Here is a 25,736-nt window from a genome sequence, read left to right as displayed (position 1 = left end):
AAACAAGATCGAATTATTAAAGCTTCGTTTACAGGAGTTCCGAATTAAGTTCCCCTTTAGAGAAAAAAATTATGATAATTAATGATTGTTCGACCAAAAAGCTAAAGTTATCTGAGTGGGTATTTCAGTAAAAAGTATCTATTTCTGAATTGACCGCAACTTTAGGTTGTAAGTAAATTATTCATCAAATTTTAAAATATTGCCACACACTCAACTATTGGATTTTTACAGTTATCTATTCAAATTTCCAGCTTCTATTCAAATTGATTCTTGACATAATAGCCCGCAGACTTTAGTAAAATTTCCTTTTTAAAAATTTCAACATCTGAAATAATCATCTCATCGACTAGTCTTTTCAAATCATATTTGGGTGTCCAATTTAATTTGGTTTTTGCTTTCGTTGGATCTCCTATAAGTAAATCTACCTCTGTAGGACGAAAGTATGCAGGGTCTACAGCGATGACTTCCTTACCTATTTCCAAGTTATATTGTGGGTTTGAGCAATTTTTTACATAACCCTTCTCGTTTAATCCCTCGCCTTTAAATTCAAGAGTAACCCCTAAAACACCGAACGCTAAAATTATAAAATCTCTTACCGATGTGGTTACCCCAGTAGCTATAACATAATCATCGGGTTTATCCTGCTGGAGAATTAGCCACATAGCTTCGACATAATCTTTCGCATGACCCCAATCCCGCCTGGCGCCCAAGTTTCCTAAATATATTTTATCCTGAAGCCCGAGTGCTATTTTGGCAGTTCCTCTGGTAATTTTTCGAGTAACAAAAGTTTCTCCTCTCAAAGGACTTTCATGGTTAAACAATATTCCATTGCAGGCAAACATATTATAAGCTTCTCTGTAATTTACGGTAATCCAGTAAGCATACATTTTCGCAACGGCATAAGGAGATCTTGGATAAAAAGGAGTTGTTTCGCTTTGAGGAACCGCTTGAACTAATCCATACAATTCCGATGTTGATGCTTGATATATTTTTGTTTTGCCTTCTAACTTTAAAATGCGCAAAGCCTCCAATAAGCGTAATGTTCCTATTCCATCTGCATTAGCGGTATATTCTGGGGTATCAAAACTAACTTTCACATGGCTCATGGCACCGAGGTTATATATTTCATCTGGCTGTACCTCTTGAATAATTCTAATTAAATTTGTTGAATCACTCAGGTCTCCGTAATGAAGTTTAAACCGCACTTCAGGCTCATGAGGATCCTGATACAGATGGTCGATTCTATCAGTGTTAAATGACGAACTACGCCTCTTTATTCCATGAACAGAATACCCTTTAGTTAGTAATAATTCTGCCAGGTATGCACCATCCTGACCGGTAATTCCCGTTATTAATGCTGTTTTCATATAGATTTAAAGTGATTTTAAGATAAGTTACTGGATGAAGTAGGGAATTAGTTAAAAAATTTTCTCAATATTATAATCGACATTCGAATTCTTGTTTTTATCGTACCGAGAGGAATAGCTAATTCCTCAGAAATTTCCTCATGAGTATAACCCTCATAGTAAAATAATTTTAAAATATTCAATTGTTCATCACTCAGTGCAAAAAATATTTGATTCAAACCTATCCTATCGATATTAATGCTACAGATATATCTTGAGCCCAATTCAGCCTGAGAAAAATCTATCGATTGGTTCAACCGACTATTTCGGCTACTTTTTAACCTCAGATAATCTAAGGCCGTATTTCTAGCTATAGTTTTGCTCCAGGTTAGCAGCTGGGATCGATCTGCATTATAAGAATGGATGCAAGTTTTAACCTTTAAAAAGGTGTCTTGAAGAATATCTTCTGCAGTTTCAATTTGAGGGATAATTTTTAAAATTGTCGTTAGCAATTCTGCAGAATGATTACGAAAAAGTGTGCTAAGTAACACGTCATCACCATGTTTTGATTGACCAGATACATTATTAGTTTTCACTAAAAAATTACCCGTATTTGGAATATTTTTCAGGTAGAAAGTTACAGGCATGAATACTGAATTTAGAGGATATTTATTGTTAATTTTTTGTTTTTAACTCTTATTTATCCAATAAATTTCGAAAAAATAAAATTTATTTGTCTGGTACATAAAAGCCCATCACAAAACCTATAGCTATACTTAAAATTAAGTACTCCTTTCAGTTGTAACTAATTGATTAACAACATTTAAACTTACAAAATTATTCTAACAATTTAAAACTAAAACTTTCAAAAAACCGTATAAGCTTCCTACAGAATCAATAACAATTGTATCATTAATTAGTATGTTTTATGGAAAATCAGCTTAATTTAAACGGTAGAGGTATTAACTACAATTTGTACAACGGAAATTTGAATGAAATTTCTCTCGAGTCAAAAATAGTTATAAACACTATTAACCAATATTCTTATTGTATAGCTCGAAAAGATGCTGAATTTAGGAATGCTTTAATCTCTTCAGATATTTTATTGCCAGATGGCGAAGGGGTGGTCTTGGCGGAGCGTTTTTTAACAGGTAAAAAAATAAAGAAGATATCGGGAACAGATCTTCATCTATACTTACTTTCTACTTTAAATGCTCAGGCAGGTAAGTGTTTTTATCTTGGATCTTGCGAAGAAACTCTTGCAAAAATTAGAGTAAAGCTGCTTAAAGAATATCCCAATCTCGAAGTTGGCATTTATTCACCACCGTTTACGTCTACATTTTCCAGTGATGACAACGAAAAAATGATTGCCGCGATTAATGCCTTTAATCCTGATGCTTTATTTATCGGTCTTACGGCACCTAAACAGGAAAAATGGTCACAACAATTCAAGAATCAAATAAATGCAAAATTTATCTGCTCAATAGGTGCTGTGTTCGATTTTTATGCAGAAACAGTTAAACGACCTAGCAAATTTATGGTAGATAATAAATTAGAATGGATGGGCCGTTTGGTAAGTAATCCATCAAGGATGTGGAGAAGGTATTTATACTACGGACCAATTTATGTTTTTCAGATATTAAAGCTTCGCTTTTTTATCCCTTTTAGAAGCTCTGTTTAAATCTTAAAATACACCTAACTATGACACAGAGATACACAAATATCCACCGGGTTTTCTTCCTCATTATGGACCTTGTAACCCTAAACATACTTTTTATATTGCCAATTTTTTTATTCGAGAAAAATCCTGAGTCCGATTTAAAAGATTTAATAATCCTGAATCTTGTGGCAAATATCATTTGGCTATTAAGTTCATATCTTCTAGCAGCTTATGTTATTTATAAACAAGTTAATTTGCGAATTTTAGCTCGTAAAACTTTAATATCCTTTGGGATTTTTGGAAGTCTTGTTTCAGTTTTTGTTTATTTGGCTAATTTTTCAAATCCAAATTATTTAGTTTTAACAATTGTATTTGGCTTCGGCCTTATCTTGCTTATCACAAGGTTAACGCTTATAAGTTATGTTCTTTACACCAGATCAAACACTAAATTCTTCCAAAAGATAATTATAATCGGGTACAACGAAACAGCTAATAATCTAATTAATTCTTTCTCATCCACGCAAAGTAATTTGCGTTGTCTTGGCTGTTTTGATGATATTGAGTTGGATACAAATTCTACAAATTTTCAATATTTGGGTAGAATTGATAAAAGTCTTGATTTTGCATTGGGAAATAAAATTGCTGAAATTTATTGTACGCTATCACCAGAGAAATTTCCATATCTATATGAGCTTGCCGAAACTGCTGAAAAACAATTTATTAGATTTAGGTTTGTTCCTAATATATATGAATTCCTGAACAGAAAGGCACATTTAGATTTTGTTGATGAAATTCCTGTTTTTTCTCTAAGGTCTGAACCAATGAACTACGCGACCGCTCAGCTTAAAAAGCGAATCTTTGATATTGTGATTAGCACTATGGTTATACTTTTTCTGCTATCATGGCTGCTTCCATTATTGGCCATTATTATAAAGTTAGATTCGCAGGGTCCTGTATTTTTCAGGCAACAAAGAGGTGGTAAAAACAATAAAGGTTTTTCTTGCATTAAGTTGCGCACTTTATCTCATGTTATTTCCTCAGATACTACAGTACAAGTAAAGCAGGGCGATACCAGGTTAACCAAAGTAGGCAGTTTTTTAAGGAAAACGAATTTAGATGAACTACCACAATTTTTTAATGTTTTAATGGGTAACATGTCTGTTGTGGGCGCCAGACCACACATGCTTCAACATGATATAAGATTTGCAGGTTTAGAAAATAGGTATATAATACGTATGTTATCAAAACCTGGTGTAACTGGATGGGCACAAATAAATGGATTAAGAGGAGAAATCAAAGAAACACTTCAATTAACAAAGCGAATAGAGCATGACATTTGGTATATTGAAAACTGGGATACGTGGCTCGATTTAAAGATTATTTGGTTAACTATTCAAAAAATGGTTATTGGAGATAAAAATGCGTACTAATAACTTGTTTATAAATTGAATGAAGCTCTTCATAGTTAGCTTTGGGACTGAATTTATTGTTGTAAGTTTCCAAAGCTAACTTTTTTAAACTGCTTTTTTTTACAAGTGATAGACCATCAAAATAACTTATTTTCTCTCTCAGATCGCGATAATTACCCGCCTCAAAAGTTAATCCATTCTGATTATTTAATACGATATTTTTAATATCTCCAAGTTCGGAAGCTATTACTGGAATGCCTTTCGAAAAAGATTCTGAAAGCACCATTCCAAATGTCTCATACCATTCTGATGGAAAAATCAAAGCTTCAGCATTTTCGAGTAGTTTTGATACCTCAGTTGATGACTTTTGGCCCAAGTACTCTATATTTTTACTTTTTTCGCATGTATCTGAAACAACATATTCTAAGGGTCCAGAACCAATAATCTTTAAGTTTATTGGTTGGTATGAAAAAGCTTGAAGTAAAGTATTAATGCCTTTCTCAGCAGTTAATCGCCCAATAAAAATAAAATATTTATTAGGTATTTTGTTTTCAAATGTTTTTAGATAAGTAAAATTTGGTTTTACGATCAATTTATCTTTAAATGCTTTAAAATGGCTTTCCGAAAATAAATGCAAAGAGTGTTTGCCTAAAAGTATAAACTTATCAACGATATTGAGGGTGTTGATTTTACGGTGAAAATAGTTAGATAGTGCAAGCCAGAAAGTTAAAATTTTTGAGTTTTTATAAACTCCCTTTTTAACTGCTGACCAAGGAAAACCAGGTTGCAATGAATCGATAAATAATTCTCCATTGAAATATAAGCTACCAGATGGACATAGAAACCTATAATTATGCAGGGTCATAACTACTGGTATTTGAAGATTTTTAGCTGCATATAAAACTGATAATGAAGCTCCAAAATGCAGATTATGTATATGAATAATATTTGGTTTGAAATGCCTAATAAATTTTTTAGTTTTAAAATATGCGAAAAGATTGAAAGGCATTAAAATAAGTTTTATAAAACTAAAATTGCTATTATCAAATTTCAATAATTCCACCTGATGGCCATTTTCACGCAGAAGTTTCATTTCATTCTCCACAACAACATCTTCACCACCCTGAAGTTTATAAAAGGTATGAATTACTAAAATTCTCATTAATTGGCGCTTTTAGTAGTTTTTGTAAGTTTTATAAACTCATTTTTTAGTTTTCTGATAACCAAAGTATGATAAGCATAAGGAGCTTTAATCTGTGATTGCAATTCTGCAACTATGTTCGTGGCAGGCGAGAATTTAAAATTTCTTTGAGCGCCATCATCAATTGGGGTAACTAAATAATTTACCCCCGATGTATTAGTCGATTCTTCATCAAACCCAATATTGCTAACTTTAGATAATTTTGGATAAATTACCTTTAACCTATTTTCAGCAACATGGGTTTGCATTTGAATATCCCAAGTAGAAATTGTTCCTTTAATTTGTTTTTTGAGCATCCTTACTAAATCAAAACCTTCAGCATTAAGCCGTTTTTTAAACCGGGGCGAATTATTCATTAAGTTATTCAGATCGTTTTCATCCCAAATAATATTTGTAAAACGATTGCCCCAACCACCCCAACCATAAGAGCAAAATCTTTTATACACAATTGTGTCGTAAATATAATTTGGTGCTTTTATTGGAAAAACATAGGCAGTTACACAAAATACACTTTGATCATCTTTATAAAATTCCAAGGCATCTATAAGAAATTTTAAGTAATTTGAACTAACAATGAGGTCGTCTTCAACGATGATAAAGCGTTCATAATTTTCACTCAAAAAGGTTAAACCAGTTCGAAAGTTTGGACCGGTACTTAAATTATGTTCACGGTAATGCTTTATGATATTTTTAAATCCATCAAGATTGTCAATATAGTGACGAACTTCTTTTATATGTGTATCATCAGAACCAATTTTCGGGCCATCGCTAAAGAAAACGATATCCATATTTTTACATTCAGGGTTTTTTAATAATGCTTCTATACAACGTTTTAATTTACTAACCCTGTTGTAACAAAATACGCCAATGATTGTAGAATTTTTCATGAATTATTGGATTTAAATTTACGCCAGATAAAAGGGAAGAATGTTTTAAGCCAAATTTTGGTGTAAACTTCTAAACGATGACCAGGAAAATGAGTGGCAATAAAACCCATATATTCTTTGTAAGCTAAACCTTTAGGACTTTTTAGATGTGCGATTCGCTGCTTTAAATTTCGCTTAACTTTGAATTCATTGTCAAGATTATCATCTACACAAAAACCTAAAACCCCGGGAACAACAATCGTTTTAAATCCTGCTTTTCCTGCTCTTAAAGTGTAATCAAAATCAGCTATGCTATGGGTGAAATTAACAGAAAGAATTCCAATTTTATTTACTACTGATGCAGGAACAAGCATTATATTGGCATTTGCCATATCGCATACCATATACTCTGTTTCGCTGAAAACGTTATAACACTGAACTTTATCGGCGGTATATAATTTATGCCCGCCATAGGTAATTTTATTCTTGCGATTATCCATCGTACTTCCTATTACAATAGCATCCTCATTTTTTATCGAAAAGTAGGTTAACAATCGGGTGATGCAATTTTTAACAAGAAGTGTGTCATCATTCAAGAGTAAATAAAAATCTGGTTTAATTTTAATCGCATTTTCCCAAGAATTTCTCATGCCACCAGCCCAGAATAAACTTCCTGATCCCTTAAAAATATTTACTGAAGGGAAATGTTCCTTTAATTCAATTGCTGTTCCATCTGTAGAATTATCGTCAGTTAGGAAAACATTTAATTTCACATCCGAATTCATCTCCTGTTCGAAGAGGCTTTTCAAGCATGAAAGTGTTTTATCTTTTCTATTAAATGTTGCTAGAAGTACTGCTATGTCCATATTTAACTTTTTAATAGAATTTTCTTAGCACGTTTACTTATTGCCCTGAAATAACTTAAAACGTAGTATTTACAATATCCTTTTAGCTTTAAATTAGGAATTCCTAAAAGCTTTTTTACAACACCCATATATTTCTGATGAGGGATATTTTGTCCATAATTTGGTTGGTTCTGAATGAGTTCATTATAGAGGTCAGATAATCCGTAAGTCTTTTCGGCTGGCAAATGCCAAATGGCAACATTAACATCGGTGGTTTCAACATTTCTGTAAAACACCGGATTAGTCCATATTCGCTTCAAAATAACTTTGTTTTTACTCGCCTGGAAATTATTTTTAAAATAGATAAAGCTTAAAGTTTGTGCTTCTTCATGAAATTTTGGTTGACCTTTTTGATGTCTTTCCATGAGTTCTGGCCAAAGCACTGTAAAATCATTATATATAATATTTATGTTTTTTACGCTCGCTAGAAAAAACTCACCTAAATGGTACCCAGGAATTATGTCAATTTTTCGCCCCAGTAGATCTTCATAAAGCAGTTTCATATCTTTCCTACTTAAGCCATGGATAACCAAATCGGTGCTGCAATCATCTTCGAAAGAAGTAAAACCTTTTGGCGCCGCATTTCTAAAAAGCGATTCTACAGGCTGAGTAAAAATACAATCTGAATCGAGAATAAGATACTGGTCATCTTGATTCTGATTATGTTGAGCAATATATTCGAGTATAGAAAATTCGTAAAACTGATTTTGAAATAAATTAAAATAACCTTTTGGTGTTTTGTAATTAAAATCGGTAAATCTAATTTCAACCTCTAAATCTTTGAGACTGTCCTCTACACTTCTTCCATCTAAATTAGGTAGTGTTCTAGTATTACTAAAAAGTATATGTTTTTGCTTTTTATTAAACCGCTTACTTGTTGCAAAAAACAATAGTATACATCGCCAGTAAATATTTTGGTGTTTTTGGCTCGAAGATTTCTCTCCTGTTTGGGGATAAATACTCTCTTCCCCAACTTCATCAGTACATATCCAGGTGCATATATAATCCATAGTTAGTGTAGCTTTATCTGCTCTGCAGATGATTGTTGGGTAATAATTATATGTTTTGGCTCTTCAGATTCTTCATTTTCTGGTCTTGTTTCAAGGTAATACAGACAGAGGCCAACCATGCCCCAAAAAATTAGTGGGAGTACATAGCTAAATGAAAATATTAGTCCGGCAAGTGAGAAAGCGATAAGAATAATAGATTTTTGATCTAAATTTTTACTAAAGGATTTATAAGCCAGATAGACCAGATAGAAATATTTTAATATCAAACCAAAAAAACCATGATAGAAAAGCATTTCCATAAAACCCTCGTGAAAGTGTTGCCCGGTTTTTTCCGGCCACCAATCTACCAGTGGGTTCTTCATTTCAAAGCCTTCAAATGTCCAACCGAAAAATGGCCGTTCTAAAACCATCGGGAAATAAATTTGGCGCTGATCCGCACGAAATTTCCCGGTTCCATCTTCCTTCGCAGGATCTAAAATCTCACTAAATCTGTCAGAGAAAAATTCTAAAGTTCCAGGAAATGCCTGTGAAACCACAAATGCAACTAAAGCAATAAGTAGTAATCCACTTAAAAAAGTTTTTACAACCCTCGATATCGGAGTTAGGTTATTTCTTAAACTCATAAAGAAATAAACACACATCGAAAAAATGCTACTTGCCCAAACAGACCTATGTTGATGAATTACAATAACCGTTATGCAAAATAAGAATAGCAAAAGATTTGTGATTTTACCGTGTTTTAAAAATTGATTGAAATACCACAACAGTGGAACAATCATCATAAATATGGAACGAGCATGTATAATTCTGCTATCCCCAGAAAACGGGCCATAATCGACCATTTCTACTTGCTCTAAACTAAATGAAAATGTTCTCCCGTAGATGAGCATGAAAACGATATATAGCAGAATATAAAATTGAGCGATCAATTCTAAAATATCGAAGTTATATTCGCGACAGATGCATTTGACAAAAATTGTAAAGGCTACAGGGAAAAGTATGGTAAATAAAGTAAGTTGCTGAAAGATTGTTCCATAATCTAACATAGATTCGAAAATCATCTTTACAATTACAACGCTCAATAAACCAATGTAAATCTTTTCGTTAAACTTTAGATTATTAAATTTATAAAGAACGAATCCAAAAATAACAAGACTTAAAATTTTCTCATACATCAATACAATGTTCGAGATTGGCATAAACAACCATGAGAATGTATTCTCCATAACGAAAAAGGTAAAAAAGAGCAATAAAATCTCTTTTACCTCAAATTCATACTTCGATATTCTGATTACATAGTTCATTGAAATATACTTCTTGCTCTTCTTATCGCTTTAGGGAAGATATGGGTAAGTTGAAGTGCATTTAATAATTGATTCACCATAATAGTTTTTACACTTTTCCTATTATCTTCCCATTTGACCGGACGCTCGCCTTTTAAATACATACTTTGAAAAATATCTTCCTTTTCTGGAATAATTGCCCTGTAAATTTCAGCCTTCTTATCTATAAGTTCTTTATTGATGTAACCAAGATGTTTAATCCTAAAGTTTGTGTTACTTTTTAACCCTTTTATACCTTTCACATTAGGCGAATCAATAATCAAATCCTGAAAATATCCAGATTTATTTTCTCGCCACATTAATCTATCATGGCCGGCAGAATAATTTAAACGATACCATGACCCTGCAAAATGTGTTCTATCCATAAAATGAAAGCGGCGGAATGCGAATTTATTAACGAACCTGTTTTTCATTAATTTATCAAAATGCGCTCTGGTTAATTGCGGCTCAAAAATCTCATCAATATCAATCCATAAACACCAATCTGGGTTTCTTAAGCGAACATGCTGATATAAAAGATTTTTATCTCGCCCTTCATTATAGCCCTCTGTCTGTATTATATCAACAACTTTAGGATGTTTTTTTAAAATTTCAAGTGTCCCATCGGTCGAGCCATTATCTAGAACAACAATTTCATCCGCCAGCTTTTCAAAACAGTTTAACCATTCTTCAGCGAAGAAAACACCATCTTTTACACGCAACATGATAACAAATTTTGGCATATTTTATTAAGGATTATTTGAGAGTTCTTGTTTATCGAATCGTTTCGAGAAAATACTCGAAAACTTATTCTGTATTGTGAATTTTAAATCTTTGTCAAATATTAATAGCAGGATAATAAAAACCATTGTAAAACTTATGCCATTTAAAAGAAGACTAACAATTCTCATACTGCCAGGAATAATTAAATTAAAGCCATAAGTTATTCCGAAACTCATAAGTGCTGAAAGCGGAATGATTAAAAGCCATTTTTTTAGGATAGCGCCAATAAATATTCCATTTAAAAAGCCAAGTTTATTAAGGCGATAACTGAATAATAAAAAATCTACGGTTATGCTAACAAAAAGCATTACTACTAGTAAACCAATTAAACCGAAATGCTTACTAGCGATATAATATAGTAGACCCGAAACGACTCCTTTAATAATAGTTATAAAACTATTCATCTTAATATCGCCTAAGGCATAGCCCATATTAGCCATAAAGTAACCTATAAGGGTAAAAAAGAAACTTCCTACCAATAAAAAAACTACAGAGTTTCCAGCGTATTTACCAACGCCAGTCCAAATTGTAATCAGATTTTCATAGTTGGTTATAAAGCAAAAGCCAATAAATATTGCTGCATAAGAGTAGTATTTAAACTGGGTGTAAATTAATGTTTTAATCTCTGCAACATTTCCTTTCCCATTGGCATGAGAAATTAAGGGCATTAAAGCAACAGAATGACGACCAATCAGAGACTGTGTCATTTGAATTGGTCGCTTATTAATTTCGAAAATTGTGATCATTGAAGGAGCAACAAATCTTGCCAGTACAATCATATCAAGGCTTGCAGAAAACCCACCAATAATCCGAGAAAAGGATGTAAATGAAAATATTTTAACAAACTTTTTAAGGTGCTCCAGTTGGAATACTATTTTAAGTTGCTCTCGTTCTAACTGTTTCTTAAGTGCCGAATAATTATAAATATTGATGTAAAATGCACGGCAAAGGTTTGCAAAAGCAATTGAAATTACGCCGTAGCCTAAGTAAAGCAAAACAACATTTGATATTAAAAAAATGAAATTGCCAGATAACGAACCAATTGCCACTTGTGCAGAGTTTTGAAGTCCTTGATTTATCCCGGATAAACTAAATGAAACCAAAGACATTCCCGTAGCAATTATTGATATTAAAAGCGCAACCTGTAGACCTTGGTATTGCGAAACGTCTTTATTAATTATTACACCAATTAAAAAGAAAAAAACAATGCCAGCTATAATTGCGAGTAGCAAAATAAAAAGTGAGGTTACTATACCAGACCCGATGGTTAAATTTATTTCTTCGGGTTGATTTTGTCCTCTTAATTGTGCGATTTTTTGCTGTAAAACATCCCCTACCCCAGGATCTGCCAAAGTCATCCAGGCAAGAATATTTCCAGTAGCCAACCACACGCCTAAAGTAGATGAATCAATTTTATGCAGATAAATGGGTAATAGAATTAAGGCGTTTAAGATATTAGTTATCACATATCCATACTGAAAAATAAAATTCCACTTTAATATGTTTCTATCCATTAAAAATTATATTATTCAATTAATTTTTGGTCATAAGTTCCACCATATACCATCCCTGAACCGTAGCCATAACCGTAATTGTTTTTACCAAACCCACGTTGTGCAACAGCATTAAATACTATTGCAGGGTTTGGAAGATTGTTGAGCCTTATATTTTCATCAATTCTTTCTACAAAAACCTTTGGTGTGTAAGCATGTCTCACCACAAATAAGGTTGCATCACAAATAGGCGCTAATATATAAGCATCAGAAACTGGACCTACAGGAGGTACGTCTACAATAATAAAATCAAAATCTACCTCTAAATAATTTAGTAACTGTTCAGCTCTTCCGTTCAAAATTAATTCTGCGGGATCAGCTGGTAATTTACCGGTTAACAGTACCGATAAGTTTTCATTAATTAACGATGGCTGGATGATATCTGCTTCAGTGGCTTTACCTTCCAGATATTCGGAGATACCAATGGTTTGTTTCAAATTAAACTTATGATGTAAAGTCGGGTGGTTTAAATCGAAATCTAGTAAAGCAACTTTTTTACCTGTCATGGCCAGGGTTACTGCTAAATTGGATGCTACAAAACTTTTACCCTCACCCGCTATGGCCGATGTAACCATCACCCTTTTGTTTTTTTTACCGATACCCAAAAAATGCAGAGTTGTTCTCAAGCTTCGGAATTGTTCTGCAATAAGGGTTCTCTGCTGGCTACCTATTACAATATAATTTTTTGATGAGTTTGTACTAATTTCAGCTATAACCGACAAAGATGTAAGCGACTTAATTTCACTTTGAAACATCACATTTCTTCGCATACCTTCTTTAACAGATACGAAAGCAATGCCTAAAATTCCTGCGCCAAAGATAGAGGCTAATAAAACCATTTTTCGCTTTGGACTTACCGGAAATTCAGATGATTCAGCTTTGCTTATAACTTTACTATCAGATCCATTAGTAATGTAAGATAATGCTGTTTCTTCTTTCTTTTGAAGTAAGAAGGTATATATTCCGCTCTTTATTTGTTGTTGCCTATTAATGTCTACTAAATTCCGTTCAGTTTCTGGCATAGATTGTAGAACAGAAGAATAATTGTTTGTTGTGCCTGATAGATTGTTTCTACTTGCGGAAAGGCTATTCCGTTGATTTCTCAGATTTTGCAAGATCTGCGGTTTTATCTTATTTATTTGGTCAGTATAAGCAACAACCATTGGGTTGTTTTCTCCTGTCGTTTTACGCAAACTTTCTGCAGTAAGCTGCAATTCGTATATATCTTTAACCATTTGGGATAAACCTGGATCGTTAATTCCTGCCGTTGATGGAACGATACCACCTGTCAAATCTTTCGACTTTACATAACTTTCTACCTGATTAAGAACAGATAGCTGCATATTTATTTCTCCGACTTTTTGATCATTAACACTTACATTTTCCAAATATAATTTCCCTTGCGTACCTAAATCAATGGCGCCGGTTTTCGATCTGTAGTTTTGAAGTTTGCTTTCAATGTCTAGCAATTCTTTCTCTACCGACATTAGCCTTTTGTTTATAAATTCCTGTGTGTTTGCAGCCAATAAGTTATGTTCTTCGATAGCCGAAGAGCTGTACACATGCAAAATGTCGTTAAGAATATCTTCAGCCCTATACTTATCATGGTCTAAAAGGGAAACATTTAGTATAGTGGAAAGTTTATTCGCTTCAGTAACCTTAATATTTTGAACTATTGAGGCAACAACTTTTTTTGGTGATGTAAGCTCAAAGCTAAACTTGTCGCCATCAGCGGTTTTGTAAGCCGGATTTAACCTAAACATTAAAATTGCATATGGCATTTTTAGCCATCTATCGAACGGGTATTTTTTTCCATCAATTACCACATTACCTCTTTCTATTGTAAAAGTTGTATTCTTTAATGGAATTAAAGAATTTGGATTTTGTACAATAATTTTTAGAGGTGCATTTTTATACATTACAACATCAGATAATCTTTCTTTTTTAAAAACTGATGAGTATAGCCCTAAATCTTCAACAACTTTGTAAACTATTGGGTTGGATATTATAACTTCTCGCTCATTATCTACAGTTTGTTTTGTATTAAGTGTCGAAGCCATCGGGTCGCTAGATTTTAAAGCATCATCAACTTTTCGCTCATTAATTAAAATTCTGGCATTGGCCTCATAAATTGAGGGCGTAATTTTAAGATAAATTAAGCTGCCAATTATTGCGATTATAAATAATCCTAAAAATAATGGCCAATAAGGCAAAAGCCTAAAAATAATGTGGCCTTTTGATTCGCCGGGCGCTCTGGGTTCCGATGGTTTTCTAGTGATATTCATATTTATTTCACAATGCGGTCAATAATTATCGCACCAAAAGAGAGTGCGCTTAATAAAATTGGAATAAGCGTAGAACTTCTTGTTGAACTGGCAACTTTTGCCTTATTAGCTTCAACATAAACGATATCATTCGATTTGAGGTAGTAATAATCTGAAGTAAATATTTCGCTGGTGTTTAAGTTAACTCTTTTGATCTTTTTTACACCATCTTCTTCTCTGATAATCATAACATTATCTTTCTTACCATAAATTGTAATATCCCCAGCTAAGCCTAAGGCTTCTAGTAATGATATTTTTTCACTTGGTACATTAACTACAGATGGCCGACCGACTTCTCCTAAAACAGAAACTTTAAAATTTAACTGTCTAACAATAACTATAGGATCAACAAGTAATTTTTTATTTAGCAGTTCAGTAGTAATTTTCTCTCGAAGTTCATTTGTTGTTAATCCCGTAATTTTCATCGTACCTAAAACAGGAAACTGAATATTTCCTTCGTTACTTACCAAATAACCTGGCGATTGTAGATTGGCACCAGTAACACTACTTGTACTAACATAAGAATTATTAGGCTTGTTAAATATTTCGGTAGCTGCAGGATTTAAACTGGTTACAGCAATACTCAATATATCGTTAGGTTGAATCACATTTTTTGACGATAAATTACTAGCCTTTAAAACCTCATCTTGCTGATTATTGAAGTAAATGGTATTTTTAGTGCTCGAGCAGGAGCTTATAATTACCGAACATAGGAACAGGAAAATAAAAAGTGGCTGCAAACTGCTAGTAAAGCGCTTAAAAGTTTTAATCATAATATATTTTTTAATTAATTTATAATCAGATAGTTATATTTTGTATTTATATTTAAAAAATTAAACTACCGTTCACGCGATAACATAGCTTCCTAATGTCTTATACGTTTTTTTTTACGTCTTAGTTTTAATACAACACGGAAATAATTTGTATATTTTTTTGAGCTAAGAATATCAGTTTTATCTAATTCATTTACAAGTTATGAAAATGTTATCCGTCATTTCCTGCTCATTAGTTATATTGCTTTCTTGCACAAAATCGTCTTCGGTACCGAACGCAAAATCTCCAGTTAATGAAGATGAAATAACAAATCATCCTTTTTACTTGTACAATCTTAAGGGAGATGGAATGTCTGATGACACCGAAGGTTTGCAGAAGCTGATCTCAGATTCAAGTAATATTTATCTAAAAGCTGGCGTCTATATTATAAACCAAACACTTAGATTCAAGGGCAACACAAAAATCTATGGTGAAAAAGGCACGGTTATTAAAGCAGGTAGGGAAATGAAAGGCGACTTGCTGGAGCATGGTCGTTATATCCTTGCAGAAAAATCGGACAATTCTATAATCAGAAATATAACATTTAGCCAGTCTGAAAGTCTTTATAAATTTAAAGACTGGGCCAATTCTTGCATTTTTGTTTTAGATACAAGAAGTTTCACCGTACAGAATTGTATTTTCGATTTTCATTTAAGTTATCAAATACTTGGAATGGAAGCCGTTTGGATTTCAGGTGCAGCATCAAAATACAACATAATAAAAGCTAATGAAATAAATACTTTAAGCATTCGCTATGCAGAGGATGGTGCCGATTCCACCACTGTCGAAAGTAATGTTATAAATAAATCTTACTCAAATGCGTTAACATCAACAGGGAATCATATATCTGATTTTATTTCTGGATGTAAAGTTTTAAATAATAAGGTCGTAAATGCAGGCAGAATGGGTATTGAAGATTGGGGAAATACTGAAGGTACAATTATTAGCGGTAATTCAATTTCCGGTACAGGTAAAGATCCAAAACAGGCCATAGATGGGATAGCTTTATCAGCCGTTGGAAAAAACACAACAGTTTCCAACAATATAATTAGGGATGGTAAAATATATGCAATCGAAGTAAGGGGAAATTATGGGGTAAGCGTAACTGGTAACCAAATTTACACTGGAGTTAATACTACAGGTATTATATTGAACTTTACCTTTTTACCTACTGCTGCTGCCGTACCACTTGCCATTGTAGAGAATAATAAAATTACAGATGCATTAATAGGATTACACATTTTTGGAGACTATGAAGCTAAAGTTACGATAAATAAAAACTCGTTTATCAATAATGCAAGTAAGAGTATCAGCATAGAATCGGGCGCTAAAAATTTTCTCATTACTTCTAAAAACAATAATTTTAGGTTTTCGGTTCCAAATACCCATGATAGATTTGCTTTGTTTAGTTACACAAAATTTGAACCTGGAGATGCACATCAACAATTGATAATGATTGCAGACACAATTAACTTTTTACCCTCTTCTGCAGCTGGGAAAGGAGTGGATTTTGGTGTAGTAATTAGAACCGACAATACACGCTTAGAAAAGGTCCGAATTACTGCTAATTACAATAAAAATTCTAATAACATCCCTGTTAATGCAATTACCGCTTTCGGCGCCAAACCAACCGGCCTTCAATTATGTAATAATTTTGTTTCGGGTGGCATTGTAGATTTAAAAGGCTTTTCAAATCCAAAACAAGTAGATAATATTTTTGTGCAATAAATAATACAAATGTGGATATTTATGCACGTAAAGTATGTTTTAGTTTTTTATGTGTTACATTGATTACAAATAATCACAACCTATACGTTTATGTTAGAACATTTTGAAAGTCAGCTTGTTATTGATTAAATTTTCATTATTAACTCTAAAAATCAAATGTATGAAGACTCTAATTATTACCCTGTCAGCCGCTGTGGTTTTATTTTTATCTGTAAACGCAACTAAAACCACTAATAGCGCTAAAGAAATTAAAGCAAAAACTACAAGTGTGAGTGCAATAGCTCTTGCAGATTTGACAAAAAATTTAGAATATGATTTTGATAAGCCTGCGGTTCGGGATGCTTATTACAAGAAGCTAGATGAGTTAGCAAAAGCCGTAATTGATGACAATTATGCTGTTTCTCTTAAAGGGCATGCCGATGCTATCGGTGCATATAAATACAATTGGGTTTTATCAGATAAGCGAGCTGTAACGGTGAAAAAATACTTAATTAGCAAAGGGGTTAAAGAAAGCAGAGTGATTACAACACCTTTCGGTAGCACAGTTCCTATCGCCTCGAATGCAACTCCAGAAGGAAGACAAAAGAACAGAAGGGTCGAAATCGGATTGAAAAAAATTGGAGATTAATCTATCGTTCAAAAGAGGCTAAAATGCCTCTTTTGAACTTTATACATAAAGATTTTAATCTTCTCAAATCTGAGGATGCGTCTTAGAAGCTGTAGTTAACAAACTCCATAAAGCTATAAACTGAATCTGCTGAAACTTTCACTTCGTAACTATTAAGTATGAAAGAAATAATTGAAAAACAGAAAGTAAATAGCTTCCTCAGCAAATTGCAATTGGAATGGCCGGATAGTATCGATCATTACAACCTTAAAAGCGAGTCATTAGCATTTATTTATCTTCAAGATGAAGAAAATCCTAAAGATTTTCTAAAACACTTATTTCCAAAAATGATGTTGTTTGTGGATTTTGAAGTTTATTTGGAGTTAATGATATTAAATCTTGATGGGCAGGTAGATAGACTTATTTACATCAATAGACAGTCTAAAGAATAAACCCAAGATACAATTAAAATTTCTTAGACAGCGCTTTGAATATTTTACTCCTCATCGCTCAATAATATTTTTTTATTATTTTGTAATGAATTAGGACTCAGCGAATGGTGACATTGGTGGATAAACCACATGATGTGGAAATCAAACCTAAAAGAGATCTTGATTTTCTTAAACTGATAGATTTAGAAGAGTAATAACTATTACTGATTCATCGCGTTACTTAAAAATCAGTTTCCGCAACTCGCCAATTACATATAAATTCACATAAATGTGCATAAAATTACACTTAGGATTAATCTATCCTAATTTTTCTTAAAGCGCTCTCACATTTTCCAGTTCTGAAAGCCTAAAGGTCTTATGTCAATTATAAACGACGAAGAAGAGGTATATCAATCAGCCTCAGAAGCAACTGGAAGCATTGAAAGAAAAGCCTATGAAATGGAACTGAAAGCCCCCTGGCAATACAATATTGAGCGTCGCATATAAGTGAATACAGGATATTAAGCATATTACATACAGCCTGAATAGATGTAAAAGAAGCATCAGCATTTAAGAGGATGCTGCGATACTTGTTGCTATAGAAAGTGGAGCACAAGCTGCGATAGAAAAATATGATGCGATATTAAAAGAACCGGCAACTCACGATGACCACCTTAGTTTACTTACCAAACAGCGTAATAAATACAGAATTCAGTATGTGTTAGAGATTTTGAGGCTTAGTTCTGAACCAAAAGGGTTACAAAATAGGAAGACCAAAACATTCGACCTTTCATGTTGTTCTACCCACATCACTCAGTTACATGCCTCCAAAAAGCCTTCTACATTGACTAACAAATACCGAACAATTGAGGTGATAAACCCTTTATTATATAAAACAAATTACTAGGATCGCCCTATGAAAAAAGCCTATATAATTATGGCCCATAAGTACCCAACTCATCTCCATAGACTGGTTGATAGGCTGAATGACGGTTTTTCTCATTTTTTTATTCATATAGACAGCAAATCGGACATGTCCCAATTTGATTCACTTAAAGAATATGGCGCCAGATTATTATTCATTGACCGATTCGATGCAAGATGGGGAAAATATGGAATTACCTTGCCTCTTCTCGAGGGTTTAAGGCAGATCAAAAGCTGTTCGGAAACCTTTGACAGGATAGTTGTGCTAAGTGGACAAGACTATCCAATTAAGAGCAATAAAGCAATTGATGATTTTTATCGGGATTCACCACATTCTATATTCATCAATTTCTTACAGATACCTAATTTAGAAAAGTGGCCTGGCAAAGACAGGGGCGGACTGTACCGCTTTGATAAATATTATTTTGGTGATCGGTGGTACGAAATCCTATGCTCTAGAACAATCAACTTTTTATCCTCATATCTTAGATTTCTAAAGCGACGGATTCCAAATCAGATGGCCCCATATGTAGGTTCGGCATGGATAACTTTGGACATGTATGCACTTGACTATATTTTGAAATTCAATGAAAAGTATCCAGAATATCTTCGTTTTCACCGAAACACATTCGTCGCAGATGAAGCATTTATACCTATGTTAATAGGTAATTCCAAAGATGAGGAACTGTTGTCTAGAATAGAAAATCGTGAGAAACATTTTATTCTATGGGAAAATGACCAAAGTCCTCATCCAAAAACATTACTAAAGTCGCACTTCGGTATCATAACTCGATCAGTGGATCTGTTCGCAAGAAAATTCGACCAAAATGTTGATGCTGAAATACTTGACTTCATCGATGAGCAAATCCTATTAAAAAATTAGGACGCTCAGTAATGGAGTTTAGAAATAGTAAATTCCACATGATGTTCCAAAAGACTGCCTCGCTATTATTAATTGGCTAAATAAATGTCGATTGACCCCGCCTTACTAAAAATGATTCTTTCATAAACCCTACAAACTAATGAGGTTACAAATAATCAAGAATTGGTGTAATTGGGTTAATCTTAACTGGTTCAGCCAATTTAAAGATAATGGATTCCACCTGGAAATGGAGAAAACATTTTAGCTGACCCAGTACCTCCAAACCTATGACGCAAGATAATTAATGATTTAATTCAAATTTTAATTTACGGTTTGACCGGGTTCAACTGTAATGGTTTACCATTCTTTAAGAAGCATTATTATTGGAGGTATGGAGTCATGTCATTGTGATTTATACTTACAATACGGTGAAGAACCAGCCATGTGTTTTATGCGTAAATTACATTACATAAGTTGCTTAGATGAATTATTTCTCTGGCTTTTGTAAGGATTTAAATTTTTTAACGACCAATTAAATATGAGAAATTTAAGATTATTAAGCATACTATTTCTGGGACTGGCATTGAATGCCTGCGGTCAGAATAAACCCATCGATAAAGGAACATTGTCTCGAGATATTAAAAAATATCCACAGGCAAAAACAGCGGCTTACTGGAAGCAGGTGCTCTCTGCGCAGGCTTACGATATCATGGTGAATAAGGGAACGGAAACGCCATACAAAAACCCGTTTTGGAATAATCACAAAAAAGGGATTTATGTTAGTGCCGCAACTGGAAAACCACTATTTAGCTCAGATACTAAATTTGAATCAGGTACCGGCTGGCCTAGTTTTTTTAAACCGATTGATGCCAAAGCAATTAAAATCGTCCGCGATATTTCTGGCGGCATGGTTAGAGATGAAGTTGTAGAGGCAAGCACAGGCCTCCATCTGGGACATGTATTTGATGATGGGCCAGAACCCACCGGGCAGCGTTACTGCATGAATTCTTATGCACTGAAATTTATTCCATCAAAATAATTTGACAATTATGAAAATATCTAAATTTTGGTTGGTAGGATTGGTTTTTCTTATATCATGCACCGATGCACAGACGAAAAAGAACCAGCAGGCCTTTGCTGATTTACCCAAACCAAAGGCAAATGAAAAAGTGGCAACTTTTGCAGGCGGATGTTTCTGGGCACTGGCAGAAGGCATGAGCGAATTGAAAGGCGTGGATAAAGTAGTATCTGGCTATTCAGGGGGAAATACAAGAAATCCAACCTATGAAGAGGTGTGTTCGGATAATACAGGTCATGCCGAATCTGTACAGGTTTATTATAACCCTGATGTAATTAGCTATAGCCAGCTCGCTGAGGCATTTTTTTACGCTCACGATCCAACGACAGTTAATAGGCAGGGGCCAGATGAAGGAGAGGATTATCGCTCGGTTGCATTTTACCGTAACGCTGAAGAAAAAAAAGTATTGGAAGAGGTAATGACCAAGGTAAATGCCGGTCATCATTATAACGATAAAATCGTAACGCAGGTTGTACCTTTCAAAGTATTTTATCCTGCAGAAAATTACCACCAAGGCTATTACAGGCTAAATCCCAATAGTGGCTATATTCAAGGTGTATCCATGCCCAAAGTGTTAAAGCTCAGGAAAAGTATGAATGCTTTGATAAAGCCTGAATTTAAAGATAAAATTTGATTACCTGGGGAATTTTTATTCCCCATTTTTACAATCCCGAATAGTAGTCATAGCCTTGTTCCGCCCAATAATCTCTTGGACGTTGGTTGCTAAAAGACATTACTCCGATTCTTTTAAGGTTTTTAATACCGTATTTTACCGGAATAATTAACCTTAAAGGCGCACCATGATCGTTGGTTATCGGTTTTCCATTCATCTCGTAGGCTAGAATTGTTTGTGGATGAAGTACACTGTCTCTTTCGAGCCCAACATAATATTTCCCATTGGGCGTTTCCAATCCCATATAGTTTTTTTCGGCAAGTGCATCAAGTTTGTAATGCAATAAAAAATCACTCAATTTAACGCCTGCCCAATGTTGAATCTGATCCCAGCCCTCAACACATTTAAAATCAAATACGATTTCCGTTTTGGGTAATGCCTTGATTTCTTCAATGCTGATTTTTAAAGGTTCTTTAGGATCAATTTTAACTTCCAGCTTCCAATTCTTAATGTCGAAATCTTTATCATCCTTAATGCCGATTAGACTGTTAACCCTTACAATCTTTGCCGCTCTTTCTTTTGGATAGGTTTTAGCCAGATGGTTATTACTGAAGAAATTACGGAAGAAAAGTTCTGTCTTGTTTAGCGCCCTTCTCAGCGGTGCCCTGGCACCGCCGGTAATGCCGGCATTTTCTTCGGGCGAGTTAAGTAGCCATTTCCAGCCTGCAACTGCTCCACCACCCAAGGCAAAGAAAGCACCAAATGAAATAAAATTCCTTCTCTTTATTTTTTGCTCGATGGTAAGTGGTTTCTTAGTTTTATTTTGATCTGTTGGTTTCATTTTCTGCGTTGTTTGCTGTTAGTGTTTTTTCCTCTCGGATTTGTGGTTCAGTTTCTATTACCTCGAAGCCAGAGACAACAGACCGGAAATTGTTCCACCCGGCAAGTGCCACCTGCAGGATATGTATGACAAAGAAAAGGACATAGCCAATGGTTAAGGTAAAATGGATTATCCTTGCAAAATGATAGCCGCCGCAAAGCCAGCATAGCCAGTAAAGTTGTACTGGTTTATAAATTGCTAGCCCGGTAATTACTGAACCTGCACCCATTAAAATAATTGCGCTGTAGGCAATTCGTTGCGCCGCATTGTATTTTTTTTGGGGCGGAGTGGTTTTTCTGATGTGCAGGTCATGCAAAAGTACCTGCCAGGCTTCTTTGAACGAGTTTCTTTTAGGAACAAGTTCCCTCCATGCGCCGGAAAATACAGTATAGGCAATGTAAAGCAGTCCGTTGATGAAAAAGAACCACATAAAAAGAAAGTGAAAAGCCATACCCTCGGCAAGTCGATGGGGGATGTGGAAGTACTTGTAAAACCATTCAGGAAAAAATTTAATCAGGGTAAAGCTGAAAATCGAAATTCCATAGGCATCATTTGCCCAATAAATAAATAAGCCACTCCAGATCATTACCGTAAGCACCGGGAAGTTTACCCAATGTGTCCAACGCATCAGAAATGCATGCTTTTCCTTGATTTCTTTCATTGAAATATTTTATATCATTAACGAAAATCTGACCTTAAAAGATCTGACCTTTTAGCCTTAAAATTTAAGCTTTGCCGCTGCAGTTATTTGTCCTGTTTTTTCATTTTGTAATAAGGCGATGATTTCGGCATTGCCCTGCTGGATTCCTCTTATAGGGAGGAAATCTACACTTCCTTTATCTTTCCCGTTTAGCCTGAAATTTTCCAGATTGCGCACTATCTGCACATGTGAAAGTGTTCTTCCTTTATTTTCGCCACGTTCAATTTTATTGCTTGCGTTTGGGGTGATGACGGCAACAAGTAGATTGTAGCCCAATGTTGGTTGGTTGATTTGATAATTGAGTATGGTGCTTTGCCCCGAAACGGAGATTGCAAGTTTTACCTTGCCTGTTTCAGAAAGCGAAGACGTAATTGCGCTCCGCAGTGTTTTTTCTTCTGAACCGACAAATTCTCTACTGCCATTTACCACAATCTGTGGCGTATAAACGCTGCTTAAGTTTAACCATTTTGCATATTGATTCTGCCTTTGAGAAAATATACGATTGCTAAAGGTATCTTTCCAGCCAAGGCGATCCCAATAATCGACATGATAGGCCAGGATGTAAACAGGTCTGTCTTGATTTTCCTTCTCTATTCTGGCAACCAATGCATCAGCTGGCGGACAACTTGAGCAGCCTTCTGAAGTAAAAAGTTCTACTACTGCAAAACCATTCGGAGCCGATTCCTTGCGTTTACTAGTGAAGGCAAAACTTATCGTACATATTGAAAGTAAGAGTAATGCTATTTTTCTGGACATAAGCTTATTTTTTTATCATTGGTCGCTATTCCTGTGGAATCCTTACAAAAAAATAAAAGAAATTGTAAGGAATTAATTTTTCAGCGACTAAATGCTTAAGTACTATATTTATACAATTTAATAAAAAAAATGGAACAGGAAAAGACCACAATAAATAGCCCGTTAAAGAGCGATCCTGTAACCTGGGTTGAACAGTATGCAGATTATCTGTATCGTTTTGCCTTTTCCAGGCTCCGCGATGAGGAGATAGCAAGGGATTTAGTACAGGATACTTTTCTGGCTGCGCTTCAGCAGGTTTCCAAATTTGAAGGAAAGAGCAGCGAGAAAACATGGCTCACTGGCATCCTTAAAAACAAAGTTGCAGATTTCTACCGAAGGCAGGCATCAAAGGGTATTGCCGCAATCAGGACTGCTGAAACAGAACAGCAGAATTTCTTCGATGCAGATAACGGGCACTGGAATATACAGCATTACCCCAAGGGCTTTGGATTGGACGAAAACAACCCGCTGTTGGTAAAGGAGCTTGGCGGTATTTTAAATGCTTGCCTTAAAAAACTTCCTGTATTGTGGTTTTCGGTATTTTCTATGAAACATATAGATGACCTGGCATCGGAAAAAATCTGTGTAGAACTTAAACTTACAGATGCTAATTTCTGGGTAATTATGCACAGAACAAAACTTAACCTGAGGGCATGCCTTCAAAAACACTGGAACTGATATGACAGGAGCACTAAAAAAAATAATATATAACTGTAAGCAAGCGACTCTTCTTATCGAAAAAAGAACATTGGGGAACATTACCGCGTCGGAAGCGCTACAATTGCAGGTTCATTTGGCAGGCTGTTCGTTGTGCAGAACCTACCAAAAGCAAAGTATGCTCATCATCCGCCTATTCACGGGTTTTCCATCCGATGTAATCAAATTGGATGATACTTTTAAAGTTAAGATTCAGCAGCAAATTGAAAAAGAAATGAATAAAAATTGATTTTTATTGTAAGGAGTTCTCTTGATTGGCGACCAATAGTGAAACAAAAACACAATAACATGAAAAATCAAATCTTAAAATCGGCAGGTAAGCTTTTTTTTACTGCTTTGGTAGTAGTAAGTTTATCTGCATCAGGTGTTGCGAACGTTCCTCAACAAGAAAAGGGAAAAATGTCTGACATGAGACAGGACAAAAATGGGCAATAAGAAAATGGATAAGATGGAGAAAAGTAAAGTGTCGAAAATGAAAGCAGATTCGATGCAAAAAACTAAAATGGAGAAATCTAAAATGTCTGACAGTAAAATGTCGAAAGGGAAAATGTAGAAAACAGGCAGGGAAGTATTTTCTTTCCTGCCAATATTTTAATATAGATGAAAAGAATTATACTAATTTTCGCCCTGTTTATCATGCTGGGTTTTAATGCAAATGCACAAAAAGGATTAACAGCTGGCACTAAAGCGCCATCCTTTAGCGGGGTAGATCAAAATGGAAAAAAAATAAGTTTGCAGGGTTTATTAAAAGACCACAAGTCTGTTGTGCTCTTTTTCTACCGGGGTCAATGGTGTCCATATTGCAATAAGCACATTAAAGAACTTCAGGATTCTTTGCAATTGCTTACCGGTAAAAGTGCTTATGTAATAGGAGTTACACCTGAAACGAGCGATAACATTTCAAAAACAATAAAGAAAACCAAAGCTGGTTTTTCCATTATTCAAGATAAGGATGATAATATTATGAAGGCATACGGTGTAAACTTTATGATGGATGATGCAACCTTTACTAAATACAAGGGCTACGGAATTAATCTGGAAGCGAATAATGGCAATAGCCGTCATACCTTACCCGTTCCTGCAACTTATATCATTGACCGTTCAGGTAAGATCAAATATGTGCACTTTGATCCCAATTATCAGAAAAGGGCATCTGTTAAATTATTATCTGCCGAGCTTTAATTTAGCAGGCCAGAAAATGGGTTAATC

General features: G+C 34.4%; 27 protein-coding genes. 13 read left to right on the top strand and 14 right to left on the bottom strand.

Features of this window, described 5'->3' with window-relative positions; genetic code table 11:
• Positions 1 to 254: 254 nt before the first annotated feature.
• Positions 255 to 1,367, bottom strand: a complete 1,113-nt coding sequence (gmd, locus tag ACFOWA_RS18490; protein WP_378988113.1) for a GDP-mannose 4,6-dehydratase — start codon at positions 1,365 to 1,367, stop codon at positions 255 to 257.
• Between the two features lie 47 nt (positions 1,368 to 1,414).
• Complete coding sequence (locus ACFOWA_RS18485) at positions 1,415 to 1,993, bottom strand: RNA polymerase sigma factor (protein ID WP_378988110.1); 579 nt, start codon at positions 1,991 to 1,993, stop codon at positions 1,415 to 1,417.
• A 326-nt stretch (positions 1,994 to 2,319) separates the two neighbouring features.
• On the opposite strand from ACFOWA_RS18485, the gene ACFOWA_RS18480 reads away from it, so the two are divergent.
• Both ACFOWA_RS18480 and ACFOWA_RS18475 read left to right on the top strand, forming a co-directional pair.
• Positions 2,320 to 3,027, top strand: coding sequence for a WecB/TagA/CpsF family glycosyltransferase (locus ACFOWA_RS18480; protein ID WP_378988107.1), 708 nt, complete (start codon positions 2,320 to 2,322; stop codon positions 3,025 to 3,027).
• A 20-nt stretch (positions 3,028 to 3,047) separates the two neighbouring features.
• Positions 3,048 to 4,436, top strand: coding sequence for an exopolysaccharide biosynthesis polyprenyl glycosylphosphotransferase (locus ACFOWA_RS18475; protein WP_378988104.1), 1,389 nt, complete (start codon positions 3,048 to 3,050; stop codon positions 4,434 to 4,436).
• Here ACFOWA_RS18475 and ACFOWA_RS18470 read toward each other — a convergent pair.
• The 9 genes from ACFOWA_RS18470 to ACFOWA_RS18430 all read right to left on the bottom strand — a co-directional run bounded on the left by ACFOWA_RS18470 (position 4,411) and on the right by ACFOWA_RS18430 (position 15,152).
• The gene (locus ACFOWA_RS18470) at positions 4,411 to 5,577 is read right to left on the bottom strand and encodes a glycosyltransferase (RefSeq protein WP_378988101.1); all 1,167 of its coding nucleotides are present in this window, start codon (positions 5,575 to 5,577) and stop codon (positions 4,411 to 4,413) included. The genes ACFOWA_RS18475 and ACFOWA_RS18470 overlap by 26 nt on opposite strands.
• Positions 5,577 to 6,503: a glycosyltransferase family A protein gene (locus ACFOWA_RS18465; RefSeq protein WP_378988098.1), complete on the bottom strand. Its 927-nt coding sequence runs from the start codon at positions 6,501 to 6,503 to the stop codon at positions 5,577 to 5,579. The genes ACFOWA_RS18470 and ACFOWA_RS18465 overlap by 1 nt, the downstream gene beginning before the upstream one ends.
• Positions 6,500 to 7,348, bottom strand: coding sequence for a glycosyltransferase family 2 protein (locus ACFOWA_RS18460; RefSeq protein WP_378988094.1), 849 nt, complete (start codon positions 7,346 to 7,348; stop codon positions 6,500 to 6,502). The genes ACFOWA_RS18465 and ACFOWA_RS18460 overlap by 4 nt, the downstream gene beginning before the upstream one ends.
• 2 nt (positions 7,349 to 7,350) lie before the next feature.
• Positions 7,351 to 8,397 carry a hypothetical protein gene (locus ACFOWA_RS18455; RefSeq protein WP_378988091.1) on the bottom strand — a complete coding sequence of 349 codons (1,047 nt, stop codon included), beginning with the start codon at positions 8,395 to 8,397 and terminating at the stop codon, positions 7,351 to 7,353.
• Positions 8,398 to 8,399: 2 nt separating this feature from the next.
• Positions 8,400 to 9,623, bottom strand: a complete 1,224-nt coding sequence (locus tag ACFOWA_RS18450; RefSeq protein WP_378988088.1) for an O-antigen ligase family protein — start codon at positions 9,621 to 9,623, stop codon at positions 8,400 to 8,402.
• A 74-nt stretch (positions 9,624 to 9,697) separates the two neighbouring features.
• Positions 9,698 to 10,462 (bottom strand): glycosyltransferase family 2 protein, encoded by a 765-nt coding sequence (locus ACFOWA_RS18445; protein ID WP_378988085.1) that lies wholly within the window; start codon positions 10,460 to 10,462, stop codon positions 9,698 to 9,700.
• Between the two features lie 6 nt (positions 10,463 to 10,468).
• Positions 10,469 to 12,016, bottom strand: a complete 1,548-nt coding sequence (locus ACFOWA_RS18440) for a lipopolysaccharide biosynthesis protein (protein WP_378988083.1) — start codon at positions 12,014 to 12,016, stop codon at positions 10,469 to 10,471.
• 11 nt (positions 12,017 to 12,027) lie between these two features.
• The gene (locus tag ACFOWA_RS18435) at positions 12,028 to 14,340 is read right to left on the bottom strand and encodes a GumC family protein (RefSeq protein WP_378988080.1); all 2,313 of its coding nucleotides are present in this window, start codon (positions 14,338 to 14,340) and stop codon (positions 12,028 to 12,030) included.
• Between the two features lie 2 nt (positions 14,341 to 14,342).
• Entirely contained in the window at positions 14,343 to 15,152 is an 810-nt protein-coding gene (locus ACFOWA_RS18430; protein ID WP_378988077.1) for a polysaccharide biosynthesis/export family protein, read from the bottom strand.
• 202 nt (positions 15,153 to 15,354) lie between these two features.
• On the opposite strand from ACFOWA_RS18430, the gene ACFOWA_RS18425 reads away from it, so the two are divergent.
• The 6 genes from ACFOWA_RS18425 to msrA all read left to right on the top strand — a co-directional run bounded on the left by ACFOWA_RS18425 (position 15,355) and on the right by msrA (position 21,456).
• Entirely contained in the window at positions 15,355 to 16,920 is a 1,566-nt protein-coding gene (locus ACFOWA_RS18425; RefSeq protein WP_378988075.1) for a right-handed parallel beta-helix repeat-containing protein, read from the top strand.
• 160 nt (positions 16,921 to 17,080) lie between these two features.
• Positions 17,081 to 17,548 (top strand): OmpA family protein, encoded by a 468-nt coding sequence (locus ACFOWA_RS18420; protein WP_378988071.1) that lies wholly within the window; start codon positions 17,081 to 17,083, stop codon positions 17,546 to 17,548.
• Between the two features lie 158 nt (positions 17,549 to 17,706).
• Entirely contained in the window at positions 17,707 to 17,979 is a 273-nt protein-coding gene (locus tag ACFOWA_RS18415) for a hypothetical protein (protein WP_378988068.1), read from the top strand.
• A gap of 895 nt (positions 17,980 to 18,874) precedes the next feature.
• Positions 18,875 to 19,765 carry a beta-1,6-N-acetylglucosaminyltransferase gene (locus ACFOWA_RS18410; RefSeq protein ID WP_378988065.1) on the top strand — a complete coding sequence of 297 codons (891 nt, stop codon included), beginning with the start codon at positions 18,875 to 18,877 and terminating at the stop codon, positions 19,763 to 19,765.
• A gap of 517 nt (positions 19,766 to 20,282) precedes the next feature.
• Complete coding sequence (gene msrB, locus ACFOWA_RS18405; RefSeq protein WP_378988062.1) at positions 20,283 to 20,783, top strand: peptide-methionine (R)-S-oxide reductase MsrB; 501 nt, start codon at positions 20,283 to 20,285, stop codon at positions 20,781 to 20,783.
• A 10-nt stretch (positions 20,784 to 20,793) separates the two neighbouring features.
• Positions 20,794 to 21,456 (top strand): peptide-methionine (S)-S-oxide reductase MsrA, encoded by a 663-nt coding sequence (msrA, locus tag ACFOWA_RS18400; RefSeq protein ID WP_378988059.1) that lies wholly within the window; start codon positions 20,794 to 20,796, stop codon positions 21,454 to 21,456.
• Positions 21,457 to 21,484: 28 nt separating this feature from the next.
• Here msrA and ACFOWA_RS18395 read toward each other — a convergent pair whose 3' ends face one another.
• The 3 genes from ACFOWA_RS18395 to ACFOWA_RS18385 are packed head-to-tail and all read right to left on the bottom strand — an operon-like array spanning position 21,485 to position 23,771.
• On the bottom strand, positions 21,485 to 22,276 hold the full coding sequence (locus ACFOWA_RS18395; protein ID WP_378988056.1) for a molybdopterin-dependent oxidoreductase: 792 nt from the start codon (positions 22,274 to 22,276) through the stop codon (positions 21,485 to 21,487).
• Entirely contained in the window at positions 22,254 to 22,976 is a 723-nt protein-coding gene (locus tag ACFOWA_RS18390; protein ID WP_378988053.1) for a cytochrome b/b6 domain-containing protein, read from the bottom strand. Before ACFOWA_RS18390 ends, ACFOWA_RS18395 begins: the two co-directional genes overlap by 23 nt.
• Before the next feature lie 57 nt (positions 22,977 to 23,033).
• On the bottom strand, positions 23,034 to 23,771 hold the full coding sequence (locus ACFOWA_RS18385) for a DUF1223 domain-containing protein (RefSeq protein ID WP_378988050.1): 738 nt from the start codon (positions 23,769 to 23,771) through the stop codon (positions 23,034 to 23,036).
• Between the two features lie 129 nt (positions 23,772 to 23,900).
• Between ACFOWA_RS18385 and ACFOWA_RS18380 the strand changes: the two genes are divergently transcribed.
• Genes ACFOWA_RS18380 through ACFOWA_RS18360 form a run of 5 tightly spaced genes read left to right on the top strand, consistent with a single transcriptional unit; the run spans position 23,901 to position 25,709 of the window.
• On the top strand, positions 23,901 to 24,488 hold the full coding sequence (locus ACFOWA_RS18380) for a sigma-70 family RNA polymerase sigma factor (protein ID WP_378988047.1): 588 nt from the start codon (positions 23,901 to 23,903) through the stop codon (positions 24,486 to 24,488).
• Between the two features lies 1 nt (position 24,489).
• Entirely contained in the window at positions 24,490 to 24,756 is a 267-nt protein-coding gene (locus ACFOWA_RS18375) for a zf-HC2 domain-containing protein (protein ID WP_378988044.1), read from the top strand.
• A 59-nt stretch (positions 24,757 to 24,815) separates the two neighbouring features.
• Entirely contained in the window at positions 24,816 to 24,962 is a 147-nt protein-coding gene (locus tag ACFOWA_RS18370) for a hypothetical protein (RefSeq protein WP_378988041.1), read from the top strand.
• Positions 24,952 to 25,080 (top strand): hypothetical protein, encoded by a 129-nt coding sequence (locus ACFOWA_RS18365; protein WP_378988038.1) that lies wholly within the window; start codon positions 24,952 to 24,954, stop codon positions 25,078 to 25,080. Before ACFOWA_RS18370 ends, ACFOWA_RS18365 begins: the two co-directional genes overlap by 11 nt.
• 47 nt (positions 25,081 to 25,127) lie before the next feature.
• A complete protein-coding gene (locus tag ACFOWA_RS18360; RefSeq protein WP_378988035.1) occupies positions 25,128 to 25,709 on the top strand; it encodes a peroxiredoxin family protein in 582 nt (193 codons plus the stop codon).
• Positions 25,710 to 25,736: the final 27 nt, after the last annotated feature.

It is taken from the genome of Pedobacter lithocola (assembly GCF_042650845.1).
Classification (GTDB): Bacteria; Bacteroidota; Bacteroidia; order Sphingobacteriales; family Sphingobacteriaceae; genus Pedobacter; species Pedobacter lithocola.
Note: the sequence above shows the minus strand (reverse complement) of the source record. Positions and strands in the feature narration are given on the sequence as shown.

What these genes read in the sequence shown, in the direction of transcription:
- gmd (WP_378988113.1), bottom strand. Translation starts at nt 1,367, where the DNA reads ATGAAAACAGCATTAATAACGGGAATTACCGGTCAGGATGGTGCATAC.
- ACFOWA_RS18485 (WP_378988110.1), bottom strand. Translation starts at nt 1,993, where the DNA reads ATGCCTGTAACTTTCTACCTGAAAAATATTCCAAATACGGGTAATTTT.
- ACFOWA_RS18475 (WP_378988104.1), top strand. Translation starts at nt 3,048, where the DNA reads ATGACACAGAGATACACAAATATCCACCGGGTTTTCTTCCTCATTATG.
- ACFOWA_RS18470 (WP_378988101.1), bottom strand. Translation starts at nt 5,577, where the DNA reads ATGAGAATTTTAGTAATTCATACCTTTTATAAACTTCAGGGTGGTGAA.
- ACFOWA_RS18465 (WP_378988098.1), bottom strand. Translation starts at nt 6,503, where the DNA reads ATGAAAAATTCTACAATCATTGGCGTATTTTGTTACAACAGGGTTAGT.
- ACFOWA_RS18460 (WP_378988094.1), bottom strand. Translation starts at nt 7,348, where the DNA reads ATGGACATAGCAGTACTTCTAGCAACATTTAATAGAAAAGATAAAACA.
- ACFOWA_RS18455 (WP_378988091.1), bottom strand. Translation starts at nt 8,397, where the DNA reads ATGGATTATATATGCACCTGGATATGTACTGATGAAGTTGGGGAAGAG.
- ACFOWA_RS18450 (WP_378988088.1), bottom strand. Translation starts at nt 9,623, where the DNA reads ATGGAGAATACATTCTCATGGTTGTTTATGCCAATCTCGAACATTGTA.
- ACFOWA_RS18445 (WP_378988085.1), bottom strand. Translation starts at nt 10,462, where the DNA reads ATGCCAAAATTTGTTATCATGTTGCGTGTAAAAGATGGTGTTTTCTTC.
- ACFOWA_RS18440 (WP_378988083.1), bottom strand. Translation starts at nt 12,016, where the DNA reads ATGGATAGAAACATATTAAAGTGGAATTTTATTTTTCAGTATGGATAT.
- ACFOWA_RS18435 (WP_378988080.1), bottom strand. Translation starts at nt 14,340, where the DNA reads ATGAATATCACTAGAAAACCATCGGAACCCAGAGCGCCCGGCGAATCA.
- ACFOWA_RS18430 (WP_378988077.1), bottom strand. Translation starts at nt 15,152, where the DNA reads ATGATTAAAACTTTTAAGCGCTTTACTAGCAGTTTGCAGCCACTTTTT.
- ACFOWA_RS18425 (WP_378988075.1), top strand. Translation starts at nt 15,355, where the DNA reads ATGAAAATGTTATCCGTCATTTCCTGCTCATTAGTTATATTGCTTTCT.
- ACFOWA_RS18420 (WP_378988071.1), top strand. Translation starts at nt 17,081, where the DNA reads ATGAAGACTCTAATTATTACCCTGTCAGCCGCTGTGGTTTTATTTTTA.
- ACFOWA_RS18415 (WP_378988068.1), top strand. Translation starts at nt 17,707, where the DNA reads ATGAAAGAAATAATTGAAAAACAGAAAGTAAATAGCTTCCTCAGCAAA.
- ACFOWA_RS18410 (WP_378988065.1), top strand. Translation starts at nt 18,875, where the DNA reads ATGAAAAAAGCCTATATAATTATGGCCCATAAGTACCCAACTCATCTC.
- msrB (WP_378988062.1), top strand. Translation starts at nt 20,283, where the DNA reads ATGAGAAATTTAAGATTATTAAGCATACTATTTCTGGGACTGGCATTG.
- msrA (WP_378988059.1), top strand. Translation starts at nt 20,794, where the DNA reads ATGAAAATATCTAAATTTTGGTTGGTAGGATTGGTTTTTCTTATATCA.
- ACFOWA_RS18395 (WP_378988056.1), bottom strand. Translation starts at nt 22,276, where the DNA reads ATGAAACCAACAGATCAAAATAAAACTAAGAAACCACTTACCATCGAG.
- ACFOWA_RS18390 (WP_378988053.1), bottom strand. Translation starts at nt 22,976, where the DNA reads ATGAAAGAAATCAAGGAAAAGCATGCATTTCTGATGCGTTGGACACAT.
- ACFOWA_RS18385 (WP_378988050.1), bottom strand. Translation starts at nt 23,771, where the DNA reads ATGTCCAGAAAAATAGCATTACTCTTACTTTCAATATGTACGATAAGT.
- ACFOWA_RS18380 (WP_378988047.1), top strand. Translation starts at nt 23,901, where the DNA reads ATGGAACAGGAAAAGACCACAATAAATAGCCCGTTAAAGAGCGATCCT.
- ACFOWA_RS18375 (WP_378988044.1), top strand. Translation starts at nt 24,490, where the DNA reads ATGACAGGAGCACTAAAAAAAATAATATATAACTGTAAGCAAGCGACT.
- ACFOWA_RS18370 (WP_378988041.1), top strand. Translation starts at nt 24,816, where the DNA reads ATGAAAAATCAAATCTTAAAATCGGCAGGTAAGCTTTTTTTTACTGCT.
- ACFOWA_RS18365 (WP_378988038.1), top strand. Translation starts at nt 24,952, where the DNA reads ATGGGCAATAAGAAAATGGATAAGATGGAGAAAAGTAAAGTGTCGAAA.
- ACFOWA_RS18360 (WP_378988035.1), top strand. Translation starts at nt 25,128, where the DNA reads ATGAAAAGAATTATACTAATTTTCGCCCTGTTTATCATGCTGGGTTTT.